General features: G+C 42.6%; 21 protein-coding genes. 12 read left to right on the top strand and 9 right to left on the bottom strand.

What is annotated here, in order from left to right; genetic code table 11:
• Nucleotides 1-108 precede the first annotated feature (108 nt).
• From mrdA to C7B70_RS14375, 8 genes are all read left to right on the top strand, one after another.
• The gene (gene mrdA, locus C7B70_RS14410) at nucleotides 109-1,878 is read left to right on the top strand and encodes a penicillin-binding protein 2 (protein WP_106369723.1); all 1,770 of its coding nucleotides are present in this window, start codon (nucleotides 109-111) and stop codon (nucleotides 1,876-1,878) included.
• A 72-nt stretch (nucleotides 1,879-1,950) separates the two neighbouring features.
• Nucleotides 1,951-2,220 (top strand): 30S ribosomal protein S15, encoded by a 270-nt coding sequence (gene rpsO / locus C7B70_RS14405; RefSeq protein WP_106369722.1) that lies wholly within the window; start codon nucleotides 1,951-1,953, stop codon nucleotides 2,218-2,220.
• A 12-nt stretch (nucleotides 2,221-2,232) separates the two neighbouring features.
• Nucleotides 2,233-2,703: a PAM68 family protein gene (locus C7B70_RS14400; RefSeq protein ID WP_106369721.1), complete on the top strand. Its 471-nt coding sequence runs from the start codon at nucleotides 2,233-2,235 to the stop codon at nucleotides 2,701-2,703.
• A 119-nt stretch (nucleotides 2,704-2,822) separates the two neighbouring features.
• Nucleotides 2,823-3,884, top strand: a complete 1,062-nt coding sequence (gene aroF / locus C7B70_RS14395; RefSeq protein ID WP_106369720.1) for a 3-deoxy-7-phosphoheptulonate synthase — start codon at nucleotides 2,823-2,825, stop codon at nucleotides 3,882-3,884.
• Between the two features lie 4 nt (nucleotides 3,885-3,888).
• A complete protein-coding gene (gene sipA, locus C7B70_RS14390; RefSeq protein ID WP_106369719.1) occupies nucleotides 3,889-4,152 on the top strand; it encodes a regulatory protein SipA in 264 nt (87 codons plus the stop codon).
• 38 nt (nucleotides 4,153-4,190) lie between these two features.
• A complete protein-coding gene (locus tag C7B70_RS14385) occupies nucleotides 4,191-4,769 on the top strand; it encodes a peroxiredoxin (RefSeq protein WP_106369718.1) in 579 nt (192 codons plus the stop codon).
• Nucleotides 4,770-4,865: 96 nt separating this feature from the next.
• Entirely contained in the window at nucleotides 4,866-5,573 is a 708-nt protein-coding gene (locus C7B70_RS14380) for a response regulator transcription factor (RefSeq protein ID WP_106369717.1), read from the top strand.
• 73 nt (nucleotides 5,574-5,646) lie between these two features.
• Nucleotides 5,647-6,687 (top strand): cell wall metabolism sensor histidine kinase WalK, encoded by a 1,041-nt coding sequence (locus tag C7B70_RS14375; RefSeq protein WP_199192274.1) that lies wholly within the window; start codon nucleotides 5,647-5,649, stop codon nucleotides 6,685-6,687.
• Here the strand turns inward: C7B70_RS14375 and C7B70_RS14370 are convergent, their stop codons facing one another.
• The 8 genes from C7B70_RS14370 to prfB form a co-directional block, all read right to left on the bottom strand.
• Nucleotides 6,688-7,869, bottom strand: a complete 1,182-nt coding sequence (locus C7B70_RS14370; RefSeq protein ID WP_199192270.1) for an HhoA/HhoB/HtrA family serine endopeptidase — start codon at nucleotides 7,867-7,869, stop codon at nucleotides 6,688-6,690.
• Between the two features lie 228 nt (nucleotides 7,870-8,097).
• Nucleotides 8,098-9,192, bottom strand: coding sequence for a polysaccharide pyruvyl transferase family protein (locus C7B70_RS14365; RefSeq protein WP_106369714.1), 1,095 nt, complete (start codon nucleotides 9,190-9,192; stop codon nucleotides 8,098-8,100).
• 524 nt (nucleotides 9,193-9,716) lie between these two features.
• Nucleotides 9,717-10,478 (bottom strand): MBL fold metallo-hydrolase, encoded by a 762-nt coding sequence (locus C7B70_RS14360; protein ID WP_106369713.1) that lies wholly within the window; start codon nucleotides 10,476-10,478, stop codon nucleotides 9,717-9,719.
• A 10-nt stretch (nucleotides 10,479-10,488) separates the two neighbouring features.
• Nucleotides 10,489-11,091 (bottom strand): aminodeoxychorismate/anthranilate synthase component II, encoded by a 603-nt coding sequence (locus C7B70_RS14355; protein ID WP_106369712.1) that lies wholly within the window; start codon nucleotides 11,089-11,091, stop codon nucleotides 10,489-10,491.
• Nucleotides 11,092-11,146: 55 nt separating this feature from the next.
• Nucleotides 11,147-11,599 (bottom strand): diacylglycerol kinase family protein, encoded by a 453-nt coding sequence (locus C7B70_RS14350; RefSeq protein ID WP_106369711.1) that lies wholly within the window; start codon nucleotides 11,597-11,599, stop codon nucleotides 11,147-11,149.
• A gap of 102 nt (nucleotides 11,600-11,701) precedes the next feature.
• The gene (gene ybeY, locus C7B70_RS14345) at nucleotides 11,702-12,226 is read right to left on the bottom strand and encodes an rRNA maturation RNase YbeY (RefSeq protein ID WP_106369710.1); all 525 of its coding nucleotides are present in this window, start codon (nucleotides 12,224-12,226) and stop codon (nucleotides 11,702-11,704) included.
• 4 nt (nucleotides 12,227-12,230) lie between these two features.
• Nucleotides 12,231-12,401: a DUF3285 domain-containing protein gene (locus C7B70_RS14340; RefSeq protein ID WP_106369709.1), complete on the bottom strand. Its 171-nt coding sequence runs from the start codon at nucleotides 12,399-12,401 to the stop codon at nucleotides 12,231-12,233.
• A gap of 67 nt (nucleotides 12,402-12,468) precedes the next feature.
• Nucleotides 12,469-13,582, bottom strand: a protein-coding gene (prfB, locus tag C7B70_RS14335) for a peptide chain release factor 2 (protein WP_146134058.1) whose coding sequence is annotated in 2 segments (ribosomal slippage) — nucleotides 12,469-13,509 and nucleotides 13,511-13,582 — 1,113 coding nt in all. Because the reading frame shifts where the segments join, the coding sequence is not laid out codon by codon here.
• A gap of 404 nt (nucleotides 13,583-13,986) precedes the next feature.
• Between prfB and C7B70_RS14330 the strand changes: the two genes are divergently transcribed.
• Both C7B70_RS14330 and C7B70_RS14325 read left to right on the top strand, forming a co-directional pair.
• On the top strand, nucleotides 13,987-14,772 hold the full coding sequence (locus C7B70_RS14330; RefSeq protein WP_106369708.1) for an RNA polymerase sigma factor SigF: 786 nt from the start codon (nucleotides 13,987-13,989) through the stop codon (nucleotides 14,770-14,772).
• Between the two features lie 93 nt (nucleotides 14,773-14,865).
• A complete protein-coding gene (locus C7B70_RS14325; protein ID WP_146134057.1) occupies nucleotides 14,866-15,933 on the top strand; it encodes an NACHT domain-containing NTPase in 1,068 nt (355 codons plus the stop codon).
• Here the strand turns inward: C7B70_RS14325 and bchD are convergent.
• A complete protein-coding gene (gene bchD / locus C7B70_RS14320) occupies nucleotides 15,930-17,903 on the bottom strand; it encodes a magnesium chelatase ATPase subunit D (RefSeq protein ID WP_106369706.1) in 1,974 nt (657 codons plus the stop codon). The genes C7B70_RS14325 and bchD overlap by 4 nt on opposite strands.
• A gap of 109 nt (nucleotides 17,904-18,012) precedes the next feature.
• On the opposite strand from bchD, the gene der reads away from it, so the two are divergent.
• Complete coding sequence (der, locus tag C7B70_RS14315) at nucleotides 18,013-19,389, top strand: ribosome biogenesis GTPase Der (protein ID WP_106369705.1); 1,377 nt, start codon at nucleotides 18,013-18,015, stop codon at nucleotides 19,387-19,389.
• 78 nt (nucleotides 19,390-19,467) lie between these two features.
• A complete protein-coding gene (locus tag C7B70_RS14310) occupies nucleotides 19,468-20,349 on the top strand; it encodes an energy-coupling factor transporter transmembrane protein EcfT (protein ID WP_106369704.1) in 882 nt (293 codons plus the stop codon).

Here is a 20,349-nt window from a genome sequence, read left to right as displayed (position 1 = left end):
TTTTGTTTGTGGTTGTGCGATCGCTCCAAATAGCATATTGTGCTTGCAAGTAAGCAATTGAGAATTTTTACCTATACTTATATTTTTATAGAGAATAAGGGCTAATGTATGTCCTCAGTGCGTGCAACTAGCAAAAAAAATAATACTGCTCGGAATGTCGGCGACAGCTATCAGTCCTTATTTATCATGCTGGGCATTACTTTACTAATGTTTGGCGGTATTGGTAGCCGTTTAGCTTACTTGCAAATTGTTCGCGGTAGCCAGTATCGCCAACAAGCAGATAGCAACCGCATTCGCGTTATCCCCAAACAACCAGAACGGGGCAATATATTTGATCGCAATGGTAAAATTCTTGCTAGTAGTCGTCTTTCCCATGCAGTGTATGTATGGCCAATGGCTCCCAAAAATGTAGAATGGGCAGCAACAAAAGCTAAACTTGCTCAAATTCTCCATACTCCAGAAGCAGAGATTCAAAAACGCCTAGAAAAAGCTGGCTACAATTCCTCAACTTTGGTACGAGTAGCGCGGGATTTAACTCCTACTCAAATTACGGCTTTAGCTGAATTTCATAACCAGTTAAAAGACGTAGAAGTTTATATAGAAGCAGTAAGAGAGTACCCTAATGGTGAATTAGCTTCCCATGTCCTTGGTTATACCGGAGAAATGAGCGATCGCGAATTAGTAAAAAAACGCTCTCAAGGCTACCGTTTAGGTGATGTCGTCGGACAAATGGGTGTAGAAGCAGCCTTTGAACAGCAGCTACGAGGAGAATGGGGAGGACAACAGGTAGAAGTAGATGGAAAAGGCAGAATAGTCAAAATATTAGGCGCAAAAGCAGCTAAAACTGGACAAAATGTTTATTTAACTATAGATATAAACTTGCAAAAAGCCGCAGAGAAAGCTTTAGGACTTCGCCAAGGAGCAATTGTCGCTTTAGATCCCCGTAACGGCGCGGTCTTGGCTATGGTTAGCCGTCCAGCCTTCGATCCAAATATATTTACAAAACGCATCGCCCCGCAAGCGTGGAAAAGCTTACAGAGTAAAGATCATCCTTTTGTCAACCGCGCTTTGCGAGGCTTTCCCCCGGCTAGTACCTTCAAAATTATTACTACTACCGCCGGAATTGAATCGGGTAAATTTGCCCCTACTACCGTACTCCCAACCTATGCTTGTATGAACATCGGCGGTACTACCTTTTGCGACTGGAATCGCGCCGGATTTGGGCCGTTAGGATTTGCTGGCGCTTTGGCTTGGAGTAGCGATACATTCTTCTATCAAATTGGTAGAGGCGTTGGCGGGCCGACTTTAATTGATTGGACGCGCCGTTATGGTTTTGGTAAAAAAACAGGCATAGAATTAGTCGCCGAAGAAGCGCAGGGATTGGTTGCAGACGATAAATGGAAGCAAGCAAATCTTGACTTACCTTGGAGTGTGGGAGATACCGTTAATATGTCCATTGGTCAAGGGTTTTTGCAAGTGTCACCTTTGCAAACAGCGCGAATGTTTGCAGTACCCGCCAATGGCGGCTATCTAGTCCAACCCCACTTACTCAAAAACAACGAAACTGCAAAAACCTGGCGCAAGTCTTTAAACCTCAAACCAGACACCGTGCGAGTAATACGTCAAGGATTGCGCCAAGTAGTCGATAGCGGCACGGGAAAAGTATTAAATTCTCCCAATATTCCCCCAACTTCGGGCAAAAGTGGCACTGCCGAAGCTTTTGGACATAAATCTCATACTTGGTTTGGTGGCTACGCACCTAGTAGTAAGCCGGAAATTGTCGTTGTCGCCTTTGCAGAACATTCCGGCGGCGGTGGCGGCAAACTTTGCGCGCCGATGGTGCTTCAAGTGATGGAAGCTTATTTTAAGAAAAAGTAGGAGTATTTGGCAGGCTAATAAGGCTGTGATAACATAGTAAATTGCTGCATTATCAAAATAATTAGAGTTTTTATGGCACTGACACAACAGCGCAAACAAGAATTAATTACTGGCTATCAAGTCCACGAGACTGATACTGGCTCATCGGAAGTTCAAATTGCTATGCTAACTGACCGGATTACCCGTCTTAGCGAACACTTACGCGCCAATCAACAAGACCACTCATCACGCCGGGGATTGTTAAAAATAATTGGTCAACGCAAGCGGTTACTATCTTACGTGCAGAAGCAAAACCGCGAGAAGTATCAAGCTTTGATTGCGCGATTGGGAATTCGCGGTTAAGGATTAGTTATTATGGCTACCGAACCCGATGATCGCAAACCCTTACCTTATGAACCCAAAAAAACGCCCAAAGTCTCCCAATCGGCGGCTAACAAAAAACTAAAAAGTAACTATAAGCCCCAAAAAGCCCCAGTAAGTCCTAAGCCGCCATTTACTAAAGAAGAAATGGCAGTGCCGAAAGTAGTAAGCGATCGCATGGCGCGGCGGATGGTAGTATTTTGCGGCGTACCCACAGTTTTAGGCATGGTGACTTTAATTGGTGGCTATGTCGGTATTAATTACGGGATTAAGCCGCCAGGAGTGTTAGTGCTACTAACGAGTATGGGTTTTTTAGGTTTAAGCGTCTTGGGACTAACCTATGGGATTCTCTCTGCCTCCTGGGATGAAGAAAACGCTGGGAGCAAGTTAGGGATACAAGAATTCGTTGTAAATTGGGGTCGAATGCTCGCAGCTTGGAAATCGACACGACAGAAAAACATCTAGCAATTCTGATATTAAGGGCGATCGCCAACTTGAAATAATCAAATCAAGTTCGCGTTTGCTCCCTTTTTGCTAAAAATATTTCTAAAATTAAATAACTACCTTCAACCGAGGAATGTTCCATGATTGTAGTCATGAAAGCTGGTTCGCCAGAAGTTGAAATTACCCGCATTAGCGAAGAACTAAGTAGTAAAGGACTTACCGCCGAAAAAATTGTCGGCAAACATAAAGTAGTTCTAGGCTTAGTAGGAGAAACGGCTAGTCTCGATCCCTTGCAAATTCAAGAAGTGAGTCCTTGGATTGAGCAAGTTTTGCGCGTAGAACAACCATTTAAACGCGCCAGCTTAGAATTTAGACACGGACAAGCAAGCGAAGTAATAGTTAATACTCCTAACGGGGCAGTACATTTTGGGCAAAATCACCCAATTGTAACGATCGCTGGGCCCTGTTCGGTAGAAAATGAAGCAATGATTATCGAGACAGCCCAGCGCGTCCAAGCCGCCGGAGCGCAGTTTTTACGAGGTGGAGCCTACAAACCCAGAACATCGCCCTACGCCTTTCAGGGACACGGTGAGAGTGCTTTAGAACTACTCGCCGCCGCGCGCTCGGCAAGTGGATTAGGTATTATTACTGAAGTAATGGATACTGCCGAGCTTGATAAAATTGCCGCCGTCGCTGATATAGTGCAAGTCGGCGCTCGAAATATGCAAAACTTTTCTTTGCTCAAAAAAGTAGGGGCGCAACCAAAACCTGTATTTTTGAAGCGGGGAATGTCGGCAACTATTGAAGAATGGTTAATGGCTGCCGAGTATATTATGGCGGCAGGCAATCAAAACGTTATTCTCTGCGAACGGGGGATACGCACCTTTGACCGTCAGTATGCCCGTAATACCTTAGACTTATCAGTAATTCCAGTATTGCGAAGTCTTACCCACTTACCTATAGCCATCGACCCCAGCCACGGGACAGGTAGAGCCGAGTATGTCCCCGCTATGGCACTTGCTGCGATCGCGGCGGGGACGGATGCGTTAATGATTGAAGTTCACCCCAACCCCGCTAAAGCACTGTCTGACGGGCCGCAATCTTTGACACCCGATCGCTTTGACCGCTTGATGTCGGAACTAGCCGTAATTGGTAAAGCTGTAAATCGCTGGTCGCAACCTACCGCCCTAGCAAACTATTAAAATTATGTCTAAAGAATTTGTCATTGGCGAAAAAGTCCGAGTAATTACCCTTCCGCCTTACCTCAAAACCGCCGATCCGATGCCTATGTTGCGCCCTGCTGAGGTGGTGACCCTAGGAGAAGAAGGGATAGTAAGCGATCGCCGTCCGGCAAATTATTGGGCGGTACGTTTTAATCAGGGTACTTTTTTAATTGATAGTCAATACATTGAAGCGATTACTCGCATCACCGAACAAGTAGATTTAGGCTTGCAACCTCAAGACTTGTAGAATGGAAGCACAGATCAATTACTTCTGGTATACCTATAATGCGATCGCTCTTAGCGCTGCGCTTTACGCAATCGCGCCGCACAATCTTAACTCTGCTCCTTGCTAGTTGCTTAACCTTAATTACTTGGTTAAATGTACCAGCAGCCAACGCTATGGGGGGCAAACTTCCACCCATCAATCAACCTGCACCAGAATTTACCTTACCTATAAATATCGGCGATGGTGAAATATCTCTTGCTGAACTTCAAGGTAAATGGTTAGTAGTTTACTTTTATCCCAAAGACTTCACCGCCGGATGCACCATAGAAGCGCGGAGATTTCAACAAGACTTACCTAAGTACGTAGAAAAAAATACGCAAATTATTGGTATTAGTGCCGATTCCGTTGATTCTCATGCGGAATTTTGCGACTCTGAAGGTCTAAAATTCCCCTTATTAGCAGATACAACGGGAGGAGTAAGCAAAGCCTACGGATCGTGGATGGGATCTGTATCTGTACGTCATAGCTTTATTATCGATCCGCAAGGAATTTTGCGCGAAACCTTTGTTAAAGTAAATCCTACCGTTCATAGTACCGAAGTATTAGAGCGCCTAGAACAATTACAGGCGATTAGTTAAATATTGCAGATTCAAAAAATTTTCTCATCCTTAGCCTGAATCAGCCCGTATTACAACTACACCTTTAGGATTCACTACCAGGAAGCTAACCGCTTTATGGATATTTTGATTGTTGAAGATGAACCGGAAATAGCTAGATTAATCCAACTATCTTTAGAAAAAGAAGGATTTGTTTGCCACATTAGCCGGGATGGTTTAGCTGCATTGCGGGTAATTCAAGAGCAACAGCCAGATTTAATTATTCTTGACTTAATGCTACCTGGATTAGATGGGCTAGAATTATGTGCCAGAATTCGGCAAAAACCAGGAGCAAAAGATCCTTATATTTTGATGCTGACGGCTAAAGGTGAAGAAATAGATCGAGTTATTGGTTTATCTACGGGCGCGGATGATTATTTAGTCAAACCTTTTAGTCCCAGAGAATTAGTTGCCAGAGTTAGAGCGTTATTGCGCCGCAGTCTTCGCCAAGGAGGGCAAAATCAAGGATATAAGACGGGACATTTTATCATTGATCTAGATGGTCGCTCGGCTAGTCGCAAATTAACGGCGGGGGCGGGAGAAATTCTCGATTTGACAACTTTAGAATTTAACTTATTAACACTATTTGTCAGCAATCCGGGACGAGTTTGGAATCGTACTCAGTTAATAGATAAACTTTGGGGTAGTGATTTTTTTGGCGATGAAAGAGTCGTAGATACTCATGTTGCCCGATTGCGGAAAAAAATCGAGCCAGATTCTAGCAATCCAACTTTTATTAAAACTATTGTTGGCGTGGGTTATAAGTTTGAAGATTCGGCTAATTAATGGTCAACCTACCCCCAAAAAACTTTAACAAGTGAATTTGCGATCGCGTTTATTTTTTTCTCACTTACTTGTAATGCTTGTAGGCATTCTTAGCTTAGTAATTATTGGTAAAGTTTCTTCACCCCGCTTTTTTGTTTTGCGTTTAGAACAGTTAGAAGGTACAGGTTATCGCTTGCGTTACGCTCGTCCCCAACTAATTGAAGGATTTGAAAATGCTTGGTATCGCGGCACGCTTTGGTCTTTAGTTGTCAGCACAACAGCATCGGGAGCCTTAAGTTATTGGGTGTCGCGGCGCATTGTTCTTAGTTTGACCCAAATGGAACAAATCACCCGCCAAATCGCCGCCGGACAGCTAGATCGACGTTTGCCCAATAGTGACATTCCCGAACTTGATCGCCTTAGTGCTAGTTTTAACCACATGACCGCTAGTTTAGAAGGTGTAGAACAACGGCGGCGCGAACTTATTAGTGATTTAACCCATGAATTGCGAACCCCGCTAACAATTGTGCGGGGATATTTAGAAGAACTAGCCGAGGGAGGAATAGAGCCTTCGGCGGAAATTTATCTCAGGCTATCCACCGAAACCAAGCGTTTAGAGCGGTTAGTTAACGATTTACAAGAGCTTTCCAAAGCCGAAGCAGGCTATCTAGCAATTAATTTGCAGTCTCTCAATATCCGTCCCTTACTAGCCTCTTTAGTGCAAAGATTCGCCGACCAATTGCATGAAGAAAGCCCCATTTTGCTTTTAGACTGTCCGCCCCAATTGCCGCTAGTATGGGCAGATATAGACCGAACCGAGCAAATATTAGTTAATTTACTCGGTAATGCTTTGCTTTATACAATTTCTGGCTCGATTACGCTGTCTGCTTGGACAGAAACGGGTAAATTGTGGGTAGCGGTTACAGATACAGGAATTGGGATTGCTTCAGAACATTTACCCCATATATTCGAGCGCTTTTATCGGGCGGATAGATCGCGATCGCGTCATTCAGGCGGGACAGGAATCGGACTTGCTATATCTCGCCGTTTAGTGGAGTTGCAAGGCGGCGAAATCTCGGTAGAAAGTAAGTTTGGTAAAGGTAGTACGTTTAAGTTTTTCCTACCTGTAGCTTAATTACTGAACGCTCTGCGGTAGTGCGCCGGGACGTACCGCTAAATCCAGGGTTTGCCCGTTGCGGCGCAAGTCTAAGCGCAAGTTTCCACCAACAGATGTATCTTCTACAGCTTTTTGAATGCTCTCAGCGTCCGTTACCGCTTGACCATTAAGCTTTTGAATTACATCCCCAGCTTTTAAGCCAGAAGTGGCGGCGGGTGAATTGGGTAAAACGCGGACGACTAACACACCTCGATCTTCGGCAATTGTGAAGCCGCTATCAGAATTGCTGTTAAAATTTTGCTTGATTTCTGGCGTAAGGGCAACCATTTCAATTCCCAGATAAGGATGTTCGACCTTACCTTGAGCAATTAATTGATTGGCAATTTTTCCCGCCGTATTAATAGGAATAGCAAAACCTAATCCTTGCGTACCTTGAATAATTGCTGTATTCATCCCTATGACTTCACCACGCTGATTTAATAGCGGGCCTCCAGAGTTGCCGGGGTTAATTGCCGCATCGGTTTGAATAAATGCCACCCGCTTATCAGGAACACCTACAGCGCTGCTAGAACGACCTGTAGCACTGATAATTCCAGTGGTGACGGTGCTATCAAGTCCTAAAGGATTGCCAATGGCGATCGCCCATTCTCCAGGTTTTAACCCCTCAGAATTGCCTAGAGTCGCTGTAGGTAAGTTATCGGCTTGAATCTTAATTACAGCTACATCCGTTACCGGATCTGTGCCTAGCACCTTACCAGTAAAGCGCCGACCATCTTTTAAGATTACACTTACATTTGTCGCCCCATCAACTACGTGGGCATTAGTTAAAATCTGTCCATCTTTGCTAATAATAAAGCCCGATCCGGTTCCTCTTTCAACTCTACTTGCCGATCGCGGTAAATCATTGCCAAAGAAGCGGCGCAAGCGCGGATCGTTTGGTATGTTGCGCGTTACCGTGCGCGAAGCATTGATGCGGACAACCGCCGGGCCTACTTGCTCTACTACCGAGGTAACAAAGTTAGTATTAGTCGCACCGGGTAATTGAGACGCATTATTACTAATAGCTGGAGCCGCAATTGCTGGCGCGCTTTGGGTTTTGTCAGCTAAATAATTACCAGAAAAAGTTGCTCCCGCACCTAGGAGGATCAGCGATAAATAAGTAGCGCTTTTGCGCCAAGAAGCTGTTTTTTGATTGTTCATTTTGGGGGCCGTATTAAGTATTATATTTTGAGGCTGCCGACAGGATTTAGGTCTTTTTACTGGCATCTTCAAGAATTTAGGTGTACTGTCGCTTACTTTTATTAATCTATGCCCTTGATATGAAGTTGCTATGACAGTGCTGTTACGCGACAATGAATTTTTTTCAGAATACCTCGCACCGCTAGAAAAGCCTTGTTTTCTCAAACCACTACTTTAAGAGAGATTTACTCAAGCTACTTTACTCTCAATCGCTTTGAATAGACAATTTTTAGAATTAGCTGCAGCTAATTTTATTTTTGGCTCAACTTGACTGTAATCAATATCTATCAAGTTATATTCTGAGTCTTGGGTGTAGGATTGCGGTGAAAAAATTCGCTCCTCTAAGTCGTAATCTTTTAATAAATCACCAGTTTTATTTGATTTGTTCTCATTAAGAATTACTGTAAATTGCTTCTTGAAGAGCATTGAAAATATCGTTCCATGATATGTATTGGTAACAATATAAGCAGCTTTATTAAAATATCCTATCCACTTTTTAGGATCGGCTTCCACAATATTTATACTCGCTATTTTGTTAATTTGTCCAATCGAAATTATTATTAAGCCTCGTTTTGTAGCAATAGTTTTTATGAAGTCTTCTTCTAAGGTCGTAAAACCTTGTTGGTTGTACATTAATAGATACTCTTTTGTTACTTTGGGCAACACTGCGATCGCATCATAGTCGATCAAAAATGTAGGATCTACAACTTTCACTGCGGGAAGACTGCATTCTTCTTGCACTAATCGTAAGCTGTTAGAATCTCGCACTAAAATTTTATCAAAACTCTTGAGTAATTGAGCTATTGACTGTTGATGTTGTTTTAAACTATCTGTATCGCTAAAGCTGGCAGCATAACTCATTTTACGGCAACCAGTATTAGTATTTATGAAATCTAAAAAGAATGCCGATTTAAAGCCATAAGTTGCATCAATGCGCCATATTTGATCGCTACCACAAATGACCAAATCATAGTTTTGATAATGTTTTTTTAAGCTAGATTTTGTATAGGCTCTGTTTTTACTTAACGGTAGGTTATCCAGTAAAAATTTTCTCATATTTAAACATTTTCTTAAATTAACAAAAAGCTGAGTATTAATTTGAAGCTTTTTATTAATTGGCTGAAGTGGTCTAATAAAATAGTTTTTAAGCATTGAATAAGGCTGATAGTTAATAATCTCTACATCTTTCCATCCTTGCTGCTTGATTGCCGTTAGTAAAGCATAAGCCTGTAAAGCTGCTCCGTAATTGGTTGTGCAGTGATAGGTTAAAATTCCAATTTTCATTGTTTTTTGTATTAATAAGGGTTGCGGCTTAAGATATTACTAATAATCCTAAAATTCAACACATTTAGATTTTATTCAAAGTTGTTGAAGACTAAATTCTTGCTAATGGATGGAAATTTAATAAGTCAAAGCTGTACCTTTAAAGCTCCTCTCACTTACCGGGGTTGTTTCAAGTTTTTTGACGATATTGGTTTATAAAGTTTTGAAATATATCTTTACTACCACGAAGCAGTCATTAGAAGCCTAATTAGTTAGTCCTGTATACTTTAACACATAAACGATTGAATTCAAAGTTTCATTTTATACATTCTTTTAATTAGATAAGTATTAAAGAGACATCTGCTTCAACTGAAAAAGAGTGTAAAGAGACTGTTATATTAGCTGTTCTGGCTCCTCATAGTCATGTAGCATTTTTATCTCATCTCTAAATTAAAGCGAATAAAAAACTAATAAATTATTAAAAACAAAAAGACGTTTTAGGATTGCTCAACTAAAACGTCTCTATAAAAATGCGATCGCATTACTCAGAATTTGTAACTTAGTAACTGAATTGCCATATCTTTTTGAGGCAAGTTGCCAGCACTAATTGCCACCGTATCGCTATCAGCGCGACGCACAGCAACACCCTTCATTAATTCCAAAAACTGGTCTACCGCCACCAGGTCGCAACTACTACTATCCGCCGCTTGGGTTCTGTAATGAGTCGGAATCACCAACTTTGGATTAAGCTCTCGAATCGCTGCTTGAGCCTCCGTTGGATTGTAAGCTTTAACACCACCGCCAACGGGAATTAACAGCACATCAGGACGACCCATGAGAATTTTTTGTTCAATCGTAATCGGAGCCGCCGCACCACCCAAATGCAAGATATTAATTCCTGCTTGCTTCCAGCGCCAAGCTACATTATTGCCGAATCTTCTGCCATTAAAGCGATCATGAAAGGTATTAATTCCTTGAACTTGAATGTCATTATATCGATATACCCCAGGCTCGTAAATTAGCTGAGGCTTACCTGGCAGCCCTTCTATGGCTCCCTCATCCAACAACTGACTACTTACTAGCACTAAACCCGATTCCACTTTAGGAGCGCGGTATTTTGCCGTACAACCAAGCGTCCGAAATGGATTAACCAAAATTCGCGTTTTGCCACTACTAAACAAAAAGCAAGTATGACCCAACCATTTTACTGCTAACGATTCCCCTGTTTGCGCCGTCGCACTCAAATTTGTCAACAGCGTTGTTGCCAACCCCGCTCCTGCATAACCTAATACTTGTCGCCGTTTCATCAATTTCTCCTCACCCTCTGGACGACTGTAGTTGTGTCAAAAAATTTCGTAACAATTGCTTACCCAAAGTAGTTAGTACGCTTTCGGGGTGAAACTGTACGCCTTCAATATGGGGGTAATTGCGATGCCTAACTCCCATAATCGTGCCATCTTCCACCCACGCTGTAATTTCAAGCGCTTCCGGGCAAGTTTGCGGCTCAATGACTAAACTATGATATCGAGTTGCGGTCATAGGATTATCCAAACCGCGAAAAACGCCTACACCAGTATGAGTTACTTGGGAGGTTTTACCGTGCATTAATTCTGGAGCCGAGACTATTTGACCCCCAAAAACTTGCCCGATGCTTTGATGACCCAAACATACACCCAAAATAGGTACAGTTTGCCCTAGGGTGCGAATTATCTCTAAAGAAATCCCCGCATCTTCCGGGCGACCGGGGCCTGGAGAAATTACAATTCCCTTTGGCTGCAATCGGCGGATTTGCTCAAGGGAAATTTGGTCGTTGCGGTAAACTTGAATAACTGAAGCAACGGGAAACTCTGCCCCTAGTTCCCCTAAATACTGTACCAAGTTATAAGTAAAGCTATCGTAATTATCAATAACTATAATCAAAACTCAATTTTCTCCTAGTTTAGGTTTAGTAGCGCTGCAAAAATTAGCTTATCCCTTACGCCCAAAGACTTCGCATCAGCACCATCAATGGCGGCATAATTAAAACTCCTGCAACTAAAACCGCTACCAGCGCGGAAACTAAAACCGCCGCCGCCGCACAGTCTTTAGCTATTTTTGCTAAATCGTGGTAAGACTGCTTAACAGCCAAATCGACCACCGACTCTATCGCGGTATTGAGTAATTCCATCACTAACACTAAACCACTGGTTAGCCCAATTACTGCCATTTCAAGAAGTGGCAATTGTAAAAAAATTGCTAACCCCATGGCTAAAACACCTACTCCTACATGAATGCGAAAGTTACGCTGAGTTTGAAAGGCGTAAGTTATTCCACACCAAGCATATTTAAAACTAACAAATAAATTTGCAGCTACAAGCCAAGATAACTCGCGCGCTGGAGCAACCTTTTCTGGTCGGCTGGGCGTTGGTGTCGGAAGGTTTTGAGGCATAGACAGGAGACGACAGCAGAAAAAGTAGTTGTTAGGTTGATAGCTATAGCAGTTTTGATGGCGGTCACGGGCAAATTAGTTGTGTCGCAGTTACGACCCAATTTAGGGATTGTAGTCCCTTTCAATGGTTAGCCCGATCAGTTGCAACAAAACAGCTTGCTGCTCTAGCATCTGTAATAGGCTGGTTTCATCAGGATGATCCCAACCCAAAAGGTGCAGTAAACCGTGAGTTGCCAGCCAAGCTAATTCTGTTTGCAGTGGATGTCCCTGCTCAGTAGCTTGCCGATTCGCAGTATCTACTGAGATAACAATATCACCAAGGTATAGCGGCAGTTGCGATCGCATTTTTTCATTCATAGGAAAATCTGCTTCTAAAGCTGCAAAAGCCAAGACATCGGTAGGTTTATCTTGCTCGCGGTATTGATGATTAAGAACTCTAATTTCGGCATCATCCGTTAAGCGCAAACTAAGCTCGTAAGTATTTGCCGTCGGTAATTGAGATTTTAAGTCAGTAATCCAGCACTCAAACCACTTTTCCCAGAGAGTGATTGACTCTGATTGTGGGTGCAAAGATTCATCAATGCGGCTGTCTTGAACGTTTACTTCTACCTGACACGTTTTCCCCATTTCCTTAGTGTGTCAAGTAGGCAAGCCCTACCAGTACAGCTACTAAAGCAAACGCTGTCAAGGCAAAATGTTGTAAAGAAGTTCCCCCTTTCTGTACCATATTTCGCATGGCAAGCTTAACGTAACTTGGTTTTGCTACTGTTGGTTCGGGTTTTTCTGTGGTGGATGTGTTCATACTTAAGAATAAATTTTTAACAGATTACTTCATCAATTTAACGTGCATCCCCTGGTGCAAGTCTAGTTTAGTTATCAACTATTTGGTTTTGTTGGCGCAAATAAGCTTGAATAAATAAATCTATTTCCCCATTCATCACATCTGTAACTGCCGTTGTTTCTACATTGGTACGCAAATCTTTGACCATTTGGTACGGATGAAACACGTAATTACGAATTTGGTTTCCCCAGGCTGCTTCTACTATGTCGCCGCGAATTTCGGCAATTTCTTGGGCCCGTTGCTCCTCAGCGATAATTAGTAGCTTTGCTTTCAAAATAGCTAAGGCTTTTTCTTTATTCTGCAATTGACTTCGTTCTTGAGTACAACGCACTGCAACTCCCGTCGGAATGTGAACAATTCTCACGGCGGTTTCTACTTTGTTGACATTTTGCCCACCTTTACCACCAGCGCGAGTTGTCGTAATTTCTAAATCTTTCTCAGGAATATCTAGATGAACACTGTTGTCAATCAAAGGCATGATTTCTACCCCAGCAAAACTTGTTTGCCGCTTATCATTGGCATTAAAGGGCGAAATTCTGACTAAACGATGAGTACCTTTTTCCGAGCGCAAATACCCGTAAGCATAGCGTCCTGCAATCTCTATAGTCACAGACTTTAACCCCGCCTCCTCTCCCTGAGAAATTTCCTCTAAAGCCACCTTGTAGCCATGTTCCTCCGCCCAGCGAGTGTACATTCTTAGCAGCATTTGGGCCCAATCTTGGGCATCGGTTCCGCCTGCGCCAGCATTGATTGTCAAAACTGCGCCTTTTTCGTCATAAGTACCAGAGAGCAATTGTTGCAACTCCCATAGGTCAAGTTCGCGGCTAAGTTGACAGAGGTTCGTTTGAGCCTCATTTAGTAAAGAGTCATCGTTTTCTAGTTCTAATAGCTCTAAAACCGCCTTGGCATCCTCCAAACCTGCCTGCCATTGGTGGTATTGGCTGAGGCGATCTTTAACGCCGCCAAGCTCTTGCAACGTCTTTTGCGCTTCTTCTTGGTCTTCCCAAAATTCTGGCACTGAGGCTACTTGTTCTAAATCTTGAATTTTGGCGTTTAGTGCAGGGATGTCAAAGATAGTCCTGAGTTTTACCCAGGCGGCTAGACAATAAGGCAACTTCGCGCTTGATATCTGAAATGTCCATGCGATCGCGCTTTTATATACATATACTTGCATCTTCTATTTTAGCTATAGCTTGGTACGGAGATGATTTTTATCTAAACGCCATCAAAGTCTTCTCTCCATCAGCTTTAAGACTAATTGTATAAAGAGCAGCTAAAACTTATTTTTTACTACCTTATGTAGTCTTCAATCTCTTGAATTGAACGCCCCTTTCTTCGATTAAATTTAATCATTTATTCAATTCCTCAGAAAATATACGTAGAAATGCGCCTCTTGCCAGTAATGTCTTTAAGAAATTCAGTAAAACAACGATGGTTTGTTCTGGCTATTCTACGGACAATAATCTCAGCGATTTGAGGAACGTGCAACCGACGACTCCTCAATTATTACCTGGTAAGAAAGATTATTATTTAACGTAGGGTTTATATGGCGGTCACTCAATCTAGTATCAAGTCCAACAGCCTAGAATTACTATTTGCATATTATCAAAATCCCTCTATACAGCTTCGCAATAGATTAGTAAATTTACATACCGGATTAGTCCGCAAAATAGCTCATCATTTTAGCCATCAATGCACCGAACCCTACGAAGACTTAGAACAAATTGGTTATTTTGGTTTAATTCGGGCAATCGAGCGATTTAATCCTAAACAAGGCTATGCTTTTAGTTCTTTTGCCGTACCTTATATTCGCGGCGAAATCATGCATTTTTTACGTGATCGCTCTGGGCTTGTAAAAATTCCTCGACGGTGGCAAGAAGTTTACAATCAAGGGCAAAAAACTCGCAGAGAATTAACTGTAACTTTAGGTCGTTGTCCGACAGATATAGAACTTGCTCATCAACTTAATGTATCTATTCAAGAATGGTACGACAGTCAATTAGCGGCTCAAAATCGGAAGGCAATAAGTTTAGATAGTACCGTCGTTCAAAATATTGATTGTTCCCTAACATTGGGTGATATTTTACCAGATTTTCAAGCGACTACTAGCCAACAACAAGACGAAGAGCGGGAACAATTGCGAGGAGCCATGAGTCAATTGGAAGAAAATACTAGAACCGCCGTTGAATTGGTGTTTCTCAAAGAGCTATCGCGCAAAGAAACAGCTAAAAGAATTGGCATTAGTCCAATGACCGTGACTCGATACTTGCAAAGAGGAAAAGAGCAATTAATCGGCTTACTACAACCTCAAATGCTGCAAACAGGCGCTTAGAAACTTTCTGCAACTTTTAAATAAACCAGCAACTATAAAAATATTCTTATGAAAGCTTTAGCAAATAACTTAGATTCAAACCTTTCAAAACTGATGACTGTAGACAAAATACATATTACTAACTTTAGCCATAAATGGGCGGAGCCTAAAAAGATTGCCAAGGCAGAAAAAAGCAGCAGCCGTCAAAGTATTAAAAATAATAATACAAATTCTTTGCTGCTAACAATGCTGGACTTGGTATTTGAAGAAACTTCAGAATTTCCCTTAAACAACTCGCAATTTTATAATAATGGATTAGAAATATTATTAAAACAGTGGGATAGCAATAACGAGACAGAAAGAAGTGATATATACAAAAAAATATCTTTACAAAGTAAGCAAGACTTACTAAGTTATATCGCGCTGAAAACTTTTAGCAATGGCGATTACTTTTTTACTCAGCAAATTGTAGAGGAATATATTAGCGATTACATTACTAATTTGCCCAACGCCACAACTAATTACCAAGAATTGCAACTTAATAGCAAAGCCGTACTAAAATCAATAGAAGTGCAGCATGGAGTAGTTGTACAGCAATCAAAAGGTATTTATTCCTTTTCTGATTTGGCGCTACAAGAGTATTTTACTGCTAGAGAAATTCTCAATAGTTCTACACCCCAACTCCTAGAAAAATCCCTACAAAACTTAGTAGAGCATTTAACCGAAAATCGCTGGAAAGAAGTATTTTTATTGTTGGCTGGAATGCTGAGAAATGGAGATTATTTGCTCAAGTTAATCAAAAACAGAGCTAATGCGATAGTTGCCAAAGACGAAATTTTATTGCATTTTCTTAATTGGAATATGCAAAAATCTGTGGAAATAAAATCCCCCTACAAGTCCTCAGCTTTTCGCGCTTTATCTTTAGAGTTCATTCTTAACATTGACTTTGACTTTGCTTTAACGTTGGATAACGATTTTGCTGGCGATACTGGGTTAAACACTGCTCATATACACAGCTACACTCAAGAACTAAAAAATTGTCAGTTTAGCAAGGCTCAAAAGCAAGTATTGAAGCAATATTATTATGCCAATAAGCTATTGGTAGAGTGTCTCAATCATGCACGTTACGTCAGCCGTACAGTACGCGAAGAAATAACAGAAAATGTATTGATTCCTTTCTAACGCGATCGCAAATCTGCCATAGCACCCTTAGTTACCGATGCGATCGCGCTATCAGTAGCTTTTGGTAAATGGTAATACTTCCCGCCAGATGTTGTCGCCAATTCCTTCGCAAACCCTGTAGAAATAAACTTATTTTCGGTATCAATTACCAATAACTGCATCCCCAAAGCCCGAATCCTTGCTGCAATGTTGAGTAACTCGGCTTTGATATCGGGTTTTTCGCCTTCGGGGATGGTTTCGCCCAAACTGCGCGATAAAGAAATATTCCCACGTCCATCGGTAATTGCGACAATGACTACCTGCCCAATATCGCCGCTCATTTGGGCATTAGTGCCGACTCTCACCGCCTGAGTTAAGCCGTGAGCTAGGGGGGAGCCACCACCGCAAGGCATTCGTTCTAGCCGCTTTTTGGCGGCGGAAATTGAACGAGTGGGGGGTAATAAAACTTCTGCTTGTTCGCCGCGAAAGGGAATCAAAGATATTTGATCGCGGTTTTCGTAGGCTTCGGTTAACAGGCGTAATACTGCACCCTTGGCTGATTGCATCCGATTTAATGCCATAGAGCCAGAAGCATCGACGACAAAGACAATTAACGCTCCAGCTTTACGGACTAAACGTTTGACGCGTACATCGGATTGTTCAACTATTACCCGCTTATCTGGTTGACGTTCACGGCGGGTTTTTTGGTAGGGTGCAGCCGCTCTAAGGGTTGCATCTACAGCAATGCGGCGCACCGCACCTTTAGGCAACATTGGTTTAATATAACGTCCGCGATCGTCAGAATAAATTACACTCCGAGCGCCAGATTTGCCCCGTTTTTGTGCCATTTGAGCAAAGTACAATACGCTGGGATCTAAAATTACCCCCTCTGCGTCAAAAACAAATTCTTCAGGAATACTAGGCTGTTCTTCTTCTTTTTGGGGTTCGTCAGGTTCTTCTTGTTCTTCTTGCTCGTCTTGCTCCTCTTGCTCTTGCTGCGATTCTTCTTGATTTTGGGGAGGTGGTGGCGGTGGCGGTGGTGAGTCCTCTGGGGGCGTTTGAATAATTGTAGCTCTAGGAACGATCGCAAGTTCCACTCCTCGGCGCAAATCTTCCGCATTCACCCGATCTCGTCCATCTATCGCCGCCGCCGCTTTAGCTACTTTAGCCGCAAATAATTCGGCTCTATGTCCTTGTACCCCAGCGCGGATCGCTTCATCAACTAGATAAATAATTTGTTCTTGGCTGATAGTGACATCTTTAAGCCATTCTCGCGCCAAAATAATTTGAGTTTTGAGATTGTCTAAGTCTTCGTCGTACTGTTTTAGAAACTCTTGAGGAGAGGCGGAGTATTGAATAACTTGGTCTACAGCTTGGACTCTTTGATCTAAACCCAAAATGGCATCGGCGCTTAAAGTAATTGCAATGCGATCAAGTAAATGTTCTCTTAAATTACCTTCTTCGGGATTGTAAGTAGCTACAAATAAAGGTTTACAGGGATGATCGAAACTAATACCTTCTCGTTCGATAAAGTTGCGCCCTTCGCTTAAAACCGTCAATAACTGATTGCTAATTTGGTCATCTAATAAATTAATTTCGTCTACATACAAAACTCCCCGGTGGGCTTGAGCGAGTAAACCCGGCTGAAATACTGATTCTCCAGATTTTACCGACTGCTCTACATCTACCGAGCCAAGCAACCGATCTTCGGTAATACCGAGGGGAATTTGCACGAAAGGAGCCGGAATTACTCTTGTATCAAGGTTATCGATTTCTGCTTCTTCGTTGAATATGCTACCTGTAATTACTTCAATCGGTGGCAATAAATCATGCAGCGCCCGCGCCATAACCGATTTAGCCGTACCACGCCTACCAGCAATCGCAATTCCCCCCAATCCTGGATCTACAGCTACTAGCAATAAAGCTAATTTTATGGCTTCTTGACCCACTACAGCCGTGAGGGGAAAAGTAGAAATTGAAAGAGAGGGCATGGTTTTTACGGTTAGTTGCTCTTGATCAGCATATCAAATTTAACTACCTCACCAAAGACACAGCTAAAATATAGACACAAAGCATTTTTTTCCAGCCTCTTTTACTTTTATGTCTCTACCAATAGTCGCAATTATCGGCCGTCCCAATGTGGGCAAATCTACAATAGTAAATCGTCTGGCAGGGACGAACGCGGCTATTGTGTACGATGAACCAGGAATTACCCGCGATCGCACTTATTTAAATGCCTTCTGGGGCGATCGCGATTTTGTTGTCGTCGATACAGGCGGGTTAGTCTTTGACGACGATACCGAATTTTTACCAATGATCCGCGAACAAGCCGCCCTAGCCCTTACTGAAGCAAGTGCTGCCCTGATGATCGTAGACGGTCAAGCGGGGATTTGCGCCGCCGATGAAGAAATTGCCCAATGGTTGCGCCAACAAAGCGTCCCGGTTGTTCTAGCGGTCAATAAATGCGAATCTGCCGAACTTGGTTTAACCCAAGCGGCGCAGTTTTGGGAACTAGGCTTAGGCGAACCTTTCCCCATGTCAGGGATTCATGGCAATGGTACAGGAGAATTATTAGACGCGGTAATTGCCCACTTACCCCATAGTGACCAGCTTCCAGACGTAGAGGAAACAAAAATAGCGATCGTTGGGCGACCAAATGTGGGCAAATCTAGCTTACTGAACGCTTTTGTTGGCGAAAATAGAGCGATCGTTAGTCCGATTTCTGGCACAACCCGCGATGCGATCGATACTGTAATTGAAAGGGATGGCAAAACCTACCGTTTAATCGACACCGCAGGCATTCGGCGCAAAAAAAATGTGGAATATGGGGCAGAATTTTTTGGCATCAATCGCGCGTTTAAAGCTATCCGTCGCGCCGATGTGGTTTTGCTGGTACTTGATGCTGAAGACGGCGTTACGGAGCAAGATCAAAAATTAGTAGCCCGGATTGAAGAAGAAGGCAGAGCTTGCGTCGTAGTAATTAATAAATGGGATGCTGTAGAAAAAGATTCTTACACAATTTACGACCACGAAAAAACCCTTAAAGAGCGGCTGTATTTTATTGAATGGGCAGAAATGATTTTTGTCAGTGCCAAAACTGGGCAGCGAGTTGAAAAAATCCTCGAATTAGCAGATATCGCCGCCACTGCCCACAAACGCCGCGTCACAACTTCGGTAATTAATGAAGTGCTAGAAGAAGCCTTGCGCTGGCATTCACCACCCACCAGCCGCCAAGGTCGTCAAGGGAAAATTTATTACGGTACTCAAGTAAGTACACAGCCCCCGGCGATCGCATTATTTGTTAATGAAGCTTCCCGCTTTCATGAAAACTACAAGCGTTACATTGAAAGGCAATTTCGTCAGCAACTAGGGTTTATTGGTACTCCGATTAGGTTGTTTTGGCGCAGCAAAAAAGTTCGTGATGTAGAAGATACTGGCAGTTCAGCTAATCGTGCTACTCGCGTTAAAAGCTACTAGCAATAAGGCAATGGGGAAATTTTGATAATTTTTCCCCGATGTCAATTAGATTAGATTACGGCGCTACAAATTGCACTAATGGATTTACTGCGAAATCTTCCCCTAGGGCTATATCTAGAACAACCGATTACTTGGCTGCATAAACTCGATCCGCGAGTAAAGCTATTTTGGCTCTTAAGTTTTTTAGCTGCACCTATTTTAGCTACTGCACCTTGGCGGATTGCTTTGGTAGTCATGCTAATTGCTATTACTCTGACGGCAAAAATTCCGCTTCGAGCCTGGCGGCAACAAATGGGGTTTCTGTTGATACTCGCTGGCATGGTATTTCTGTTAGGTGCTTTTGTCCCAGACTCTTTTAATGTCAAGTACCAACCCCGCTTGCCACCAGTAGATCAAAGCATTGCCAAGGTTTCAGACTACCAATACATCCTATTCCAAATTGAGCGATTTACTATTACTAGGCGATCGCTCGATTTAGCAATTCGGGTTAGTACACTGATGTTTAACGTAATTTACAGCAGCAATCTTTACTTACTAACCACCGCTCCAGAAGAAATTACCGCCGGAATTGAAAGCTTAATGCGTCCTTTGCGCCGTTTTAAAATTCCGGTTACAGAAATTGCTTTGACACTAACCTTATCTTTGCGGTTTATTCCTTTGGTGTTAGAAGAAGTCCAAAACTTAATTCGCTCCGTCAATACCCGCGCCATCAATTGGCAAAAGCTTGGTGTTAAGGGAGGAATTAGAGTATGGATGCTAGTCGCCGAGCGATTATTAGAAAATTTGTTATTAAGAGCCGACCAAATGGCTAATGCGATGACAGTTCGGGGTTTTACTAGCCCGAATCTTCATCGCGTCCAATGGCAGCAGTTAAAGTTAAAAACAATTGATGGTATTGCGATCGCATTTTTGGTTATATTTTGGATTGCGCGATTATTTCCCTTCCCAGCAATGAGCTAA

It is taken from the genome of Chlorogloea sp. CCALA 695 (genome assembly GCF_003003885.1).
In the GTDB taxonomy this organism is placed as follows: domain Bacteria; phylum Cyanobacteriota; class Cyanobacteriia; order Cyanobacteriales; family Chroococcidiopsidaceae; genus Aliterella.
The sequence above is the reverse complement of the archived record's forward strand: the minus strand, read 5'-3'. Positions and strand labels throughout refer to the sequence as shown.

Bases quoted from the DNA above. Each gene is read 5' to 3' on its own strand.
- C7B70_RS14330 (WP_106369708.1), top strand. From the start codon at position 13,987: ATGGCGGTCACTCAATCTAGTATCAAGTCCAACAGCCTAGAATTACTA.
- bchD (WP_106369706.1), bottom strand. From the start codon at position 17,903: ATGCCCTCTCTTTCAATTTCTACTTTTCCCCTCACGGCTGTAGTGGGT.
- mrdA (WP_106369723.1), top strand. From the start codon at position 109: ATGTCCTCAGTGCGTGCAACTAGCAAAAAAAATAATACTGCTCGGAAT.
- aroF (WP_106369720.1), top strand. From the start codon at position 2,823: ATGATTGTAGTCATGAAAGCTGGTTCGCCAGAAGTTGAAATTACCCGC.
- C7B70_RS14340 (WP_106369709.1), bottom strand. From the start codon at position 12,401: ATGAACACATCCACCACAGAAAAACCCGAACCAACAGTAGCAAAACCA.
- C7B70_RS14370 (WP_199192270.1), bottom strand. From the start codon at position 7,869: ATGAACAATCAAAAAACAGCTTCTTGGCGCAAAAGCGCTACTTATTTA.
- ybeY (WP_106369710.1), bottom strand. From the start codon at position 12,226: ATGGGGAAAACGTGTCAGGTAGAAGTAAACGTTCAAGACAGCCGCATT.
- C7B70_RS14325 (WP_146134057.1), top strand. From the start codon at position 14,866: ATGACTGTAGACAAAATACATATTACTAACTTTAGCCATAAATGGGCG.
- C7B70_RS14365 (WP_106369714.1), bottom strand. From the start codon at position 9,192: ATGAAAATTGGAATTTTAACCTATCACTGCACAACCAATTACGGAGCA.
- C7B70_RS14380 (WP_106369717.1), top strand. From the start codon at position 4,866: ATGGATATTTTGATTGTTGAAGATGAACCGGAAATAGCTAGATTAATC.
- C7B70_RS14310 (WP_106369704.1), top strand. From the start codon at position 19,468: ATGGATTTACTGCGAAATCTTCCCCTAGGGCTATATCTAGAACAACCG.
- C7B70_RS14360 (WP_106369713.1), bottom strand. From the start codon at position 10,478: ATGAAACGGCGACAAGTATTAGGTTATGCAGGAGCGGGGTTGGCAACA.
- C7B70_RS14385 (WP_106369718.1), top strand. From the start codon at position 4,191: ATGCGATCGCTCTTAGCGCTGCGCTTTACGCAATCGCGCCGCACAATC.
- C7B70_RS14375 (WP_199192274.1), top strand. From the start codon at position 5,647: ATGCTTGTAGGCATTCTTAGCTTAGTAATTATTGGTAAAGTTTCTTCA.
- sipA (WP_106369719.1), top strand. From the start codon at position 3,889: ATGTCTAAAGAATTTGTCATTGGCGAAAAAGTCCGAGTAATTACCCTT.
- rpsO (WP_106369722.1), top strand. From the start codon at position 1,951: ATGGCACTGACACAACAGCGCAAACAAGAATTAATTACTGGCTATCAA.
- der (WP_106369705.1), top strand. From the start codon at position 18,013: ATGTCTCTACCAATAGTCGCAATTATCGGCCGTCCCAATGTGGGCAAA.
- C7B70_RS14400 (WP_106369721.1), top strand. From the start codon at position 2,233: ATGGCTACCGAACCCGATGATCGCAAACCCTTACCTTATGAACCCAAA.
- C7B70_RS14350 (WP_106369711.1), bottom strand. From the start codon at position 11,599: ATGCCTCAAAACCTTCCGACACCAACGCCCAGCCGACCAGAAAAGGTT.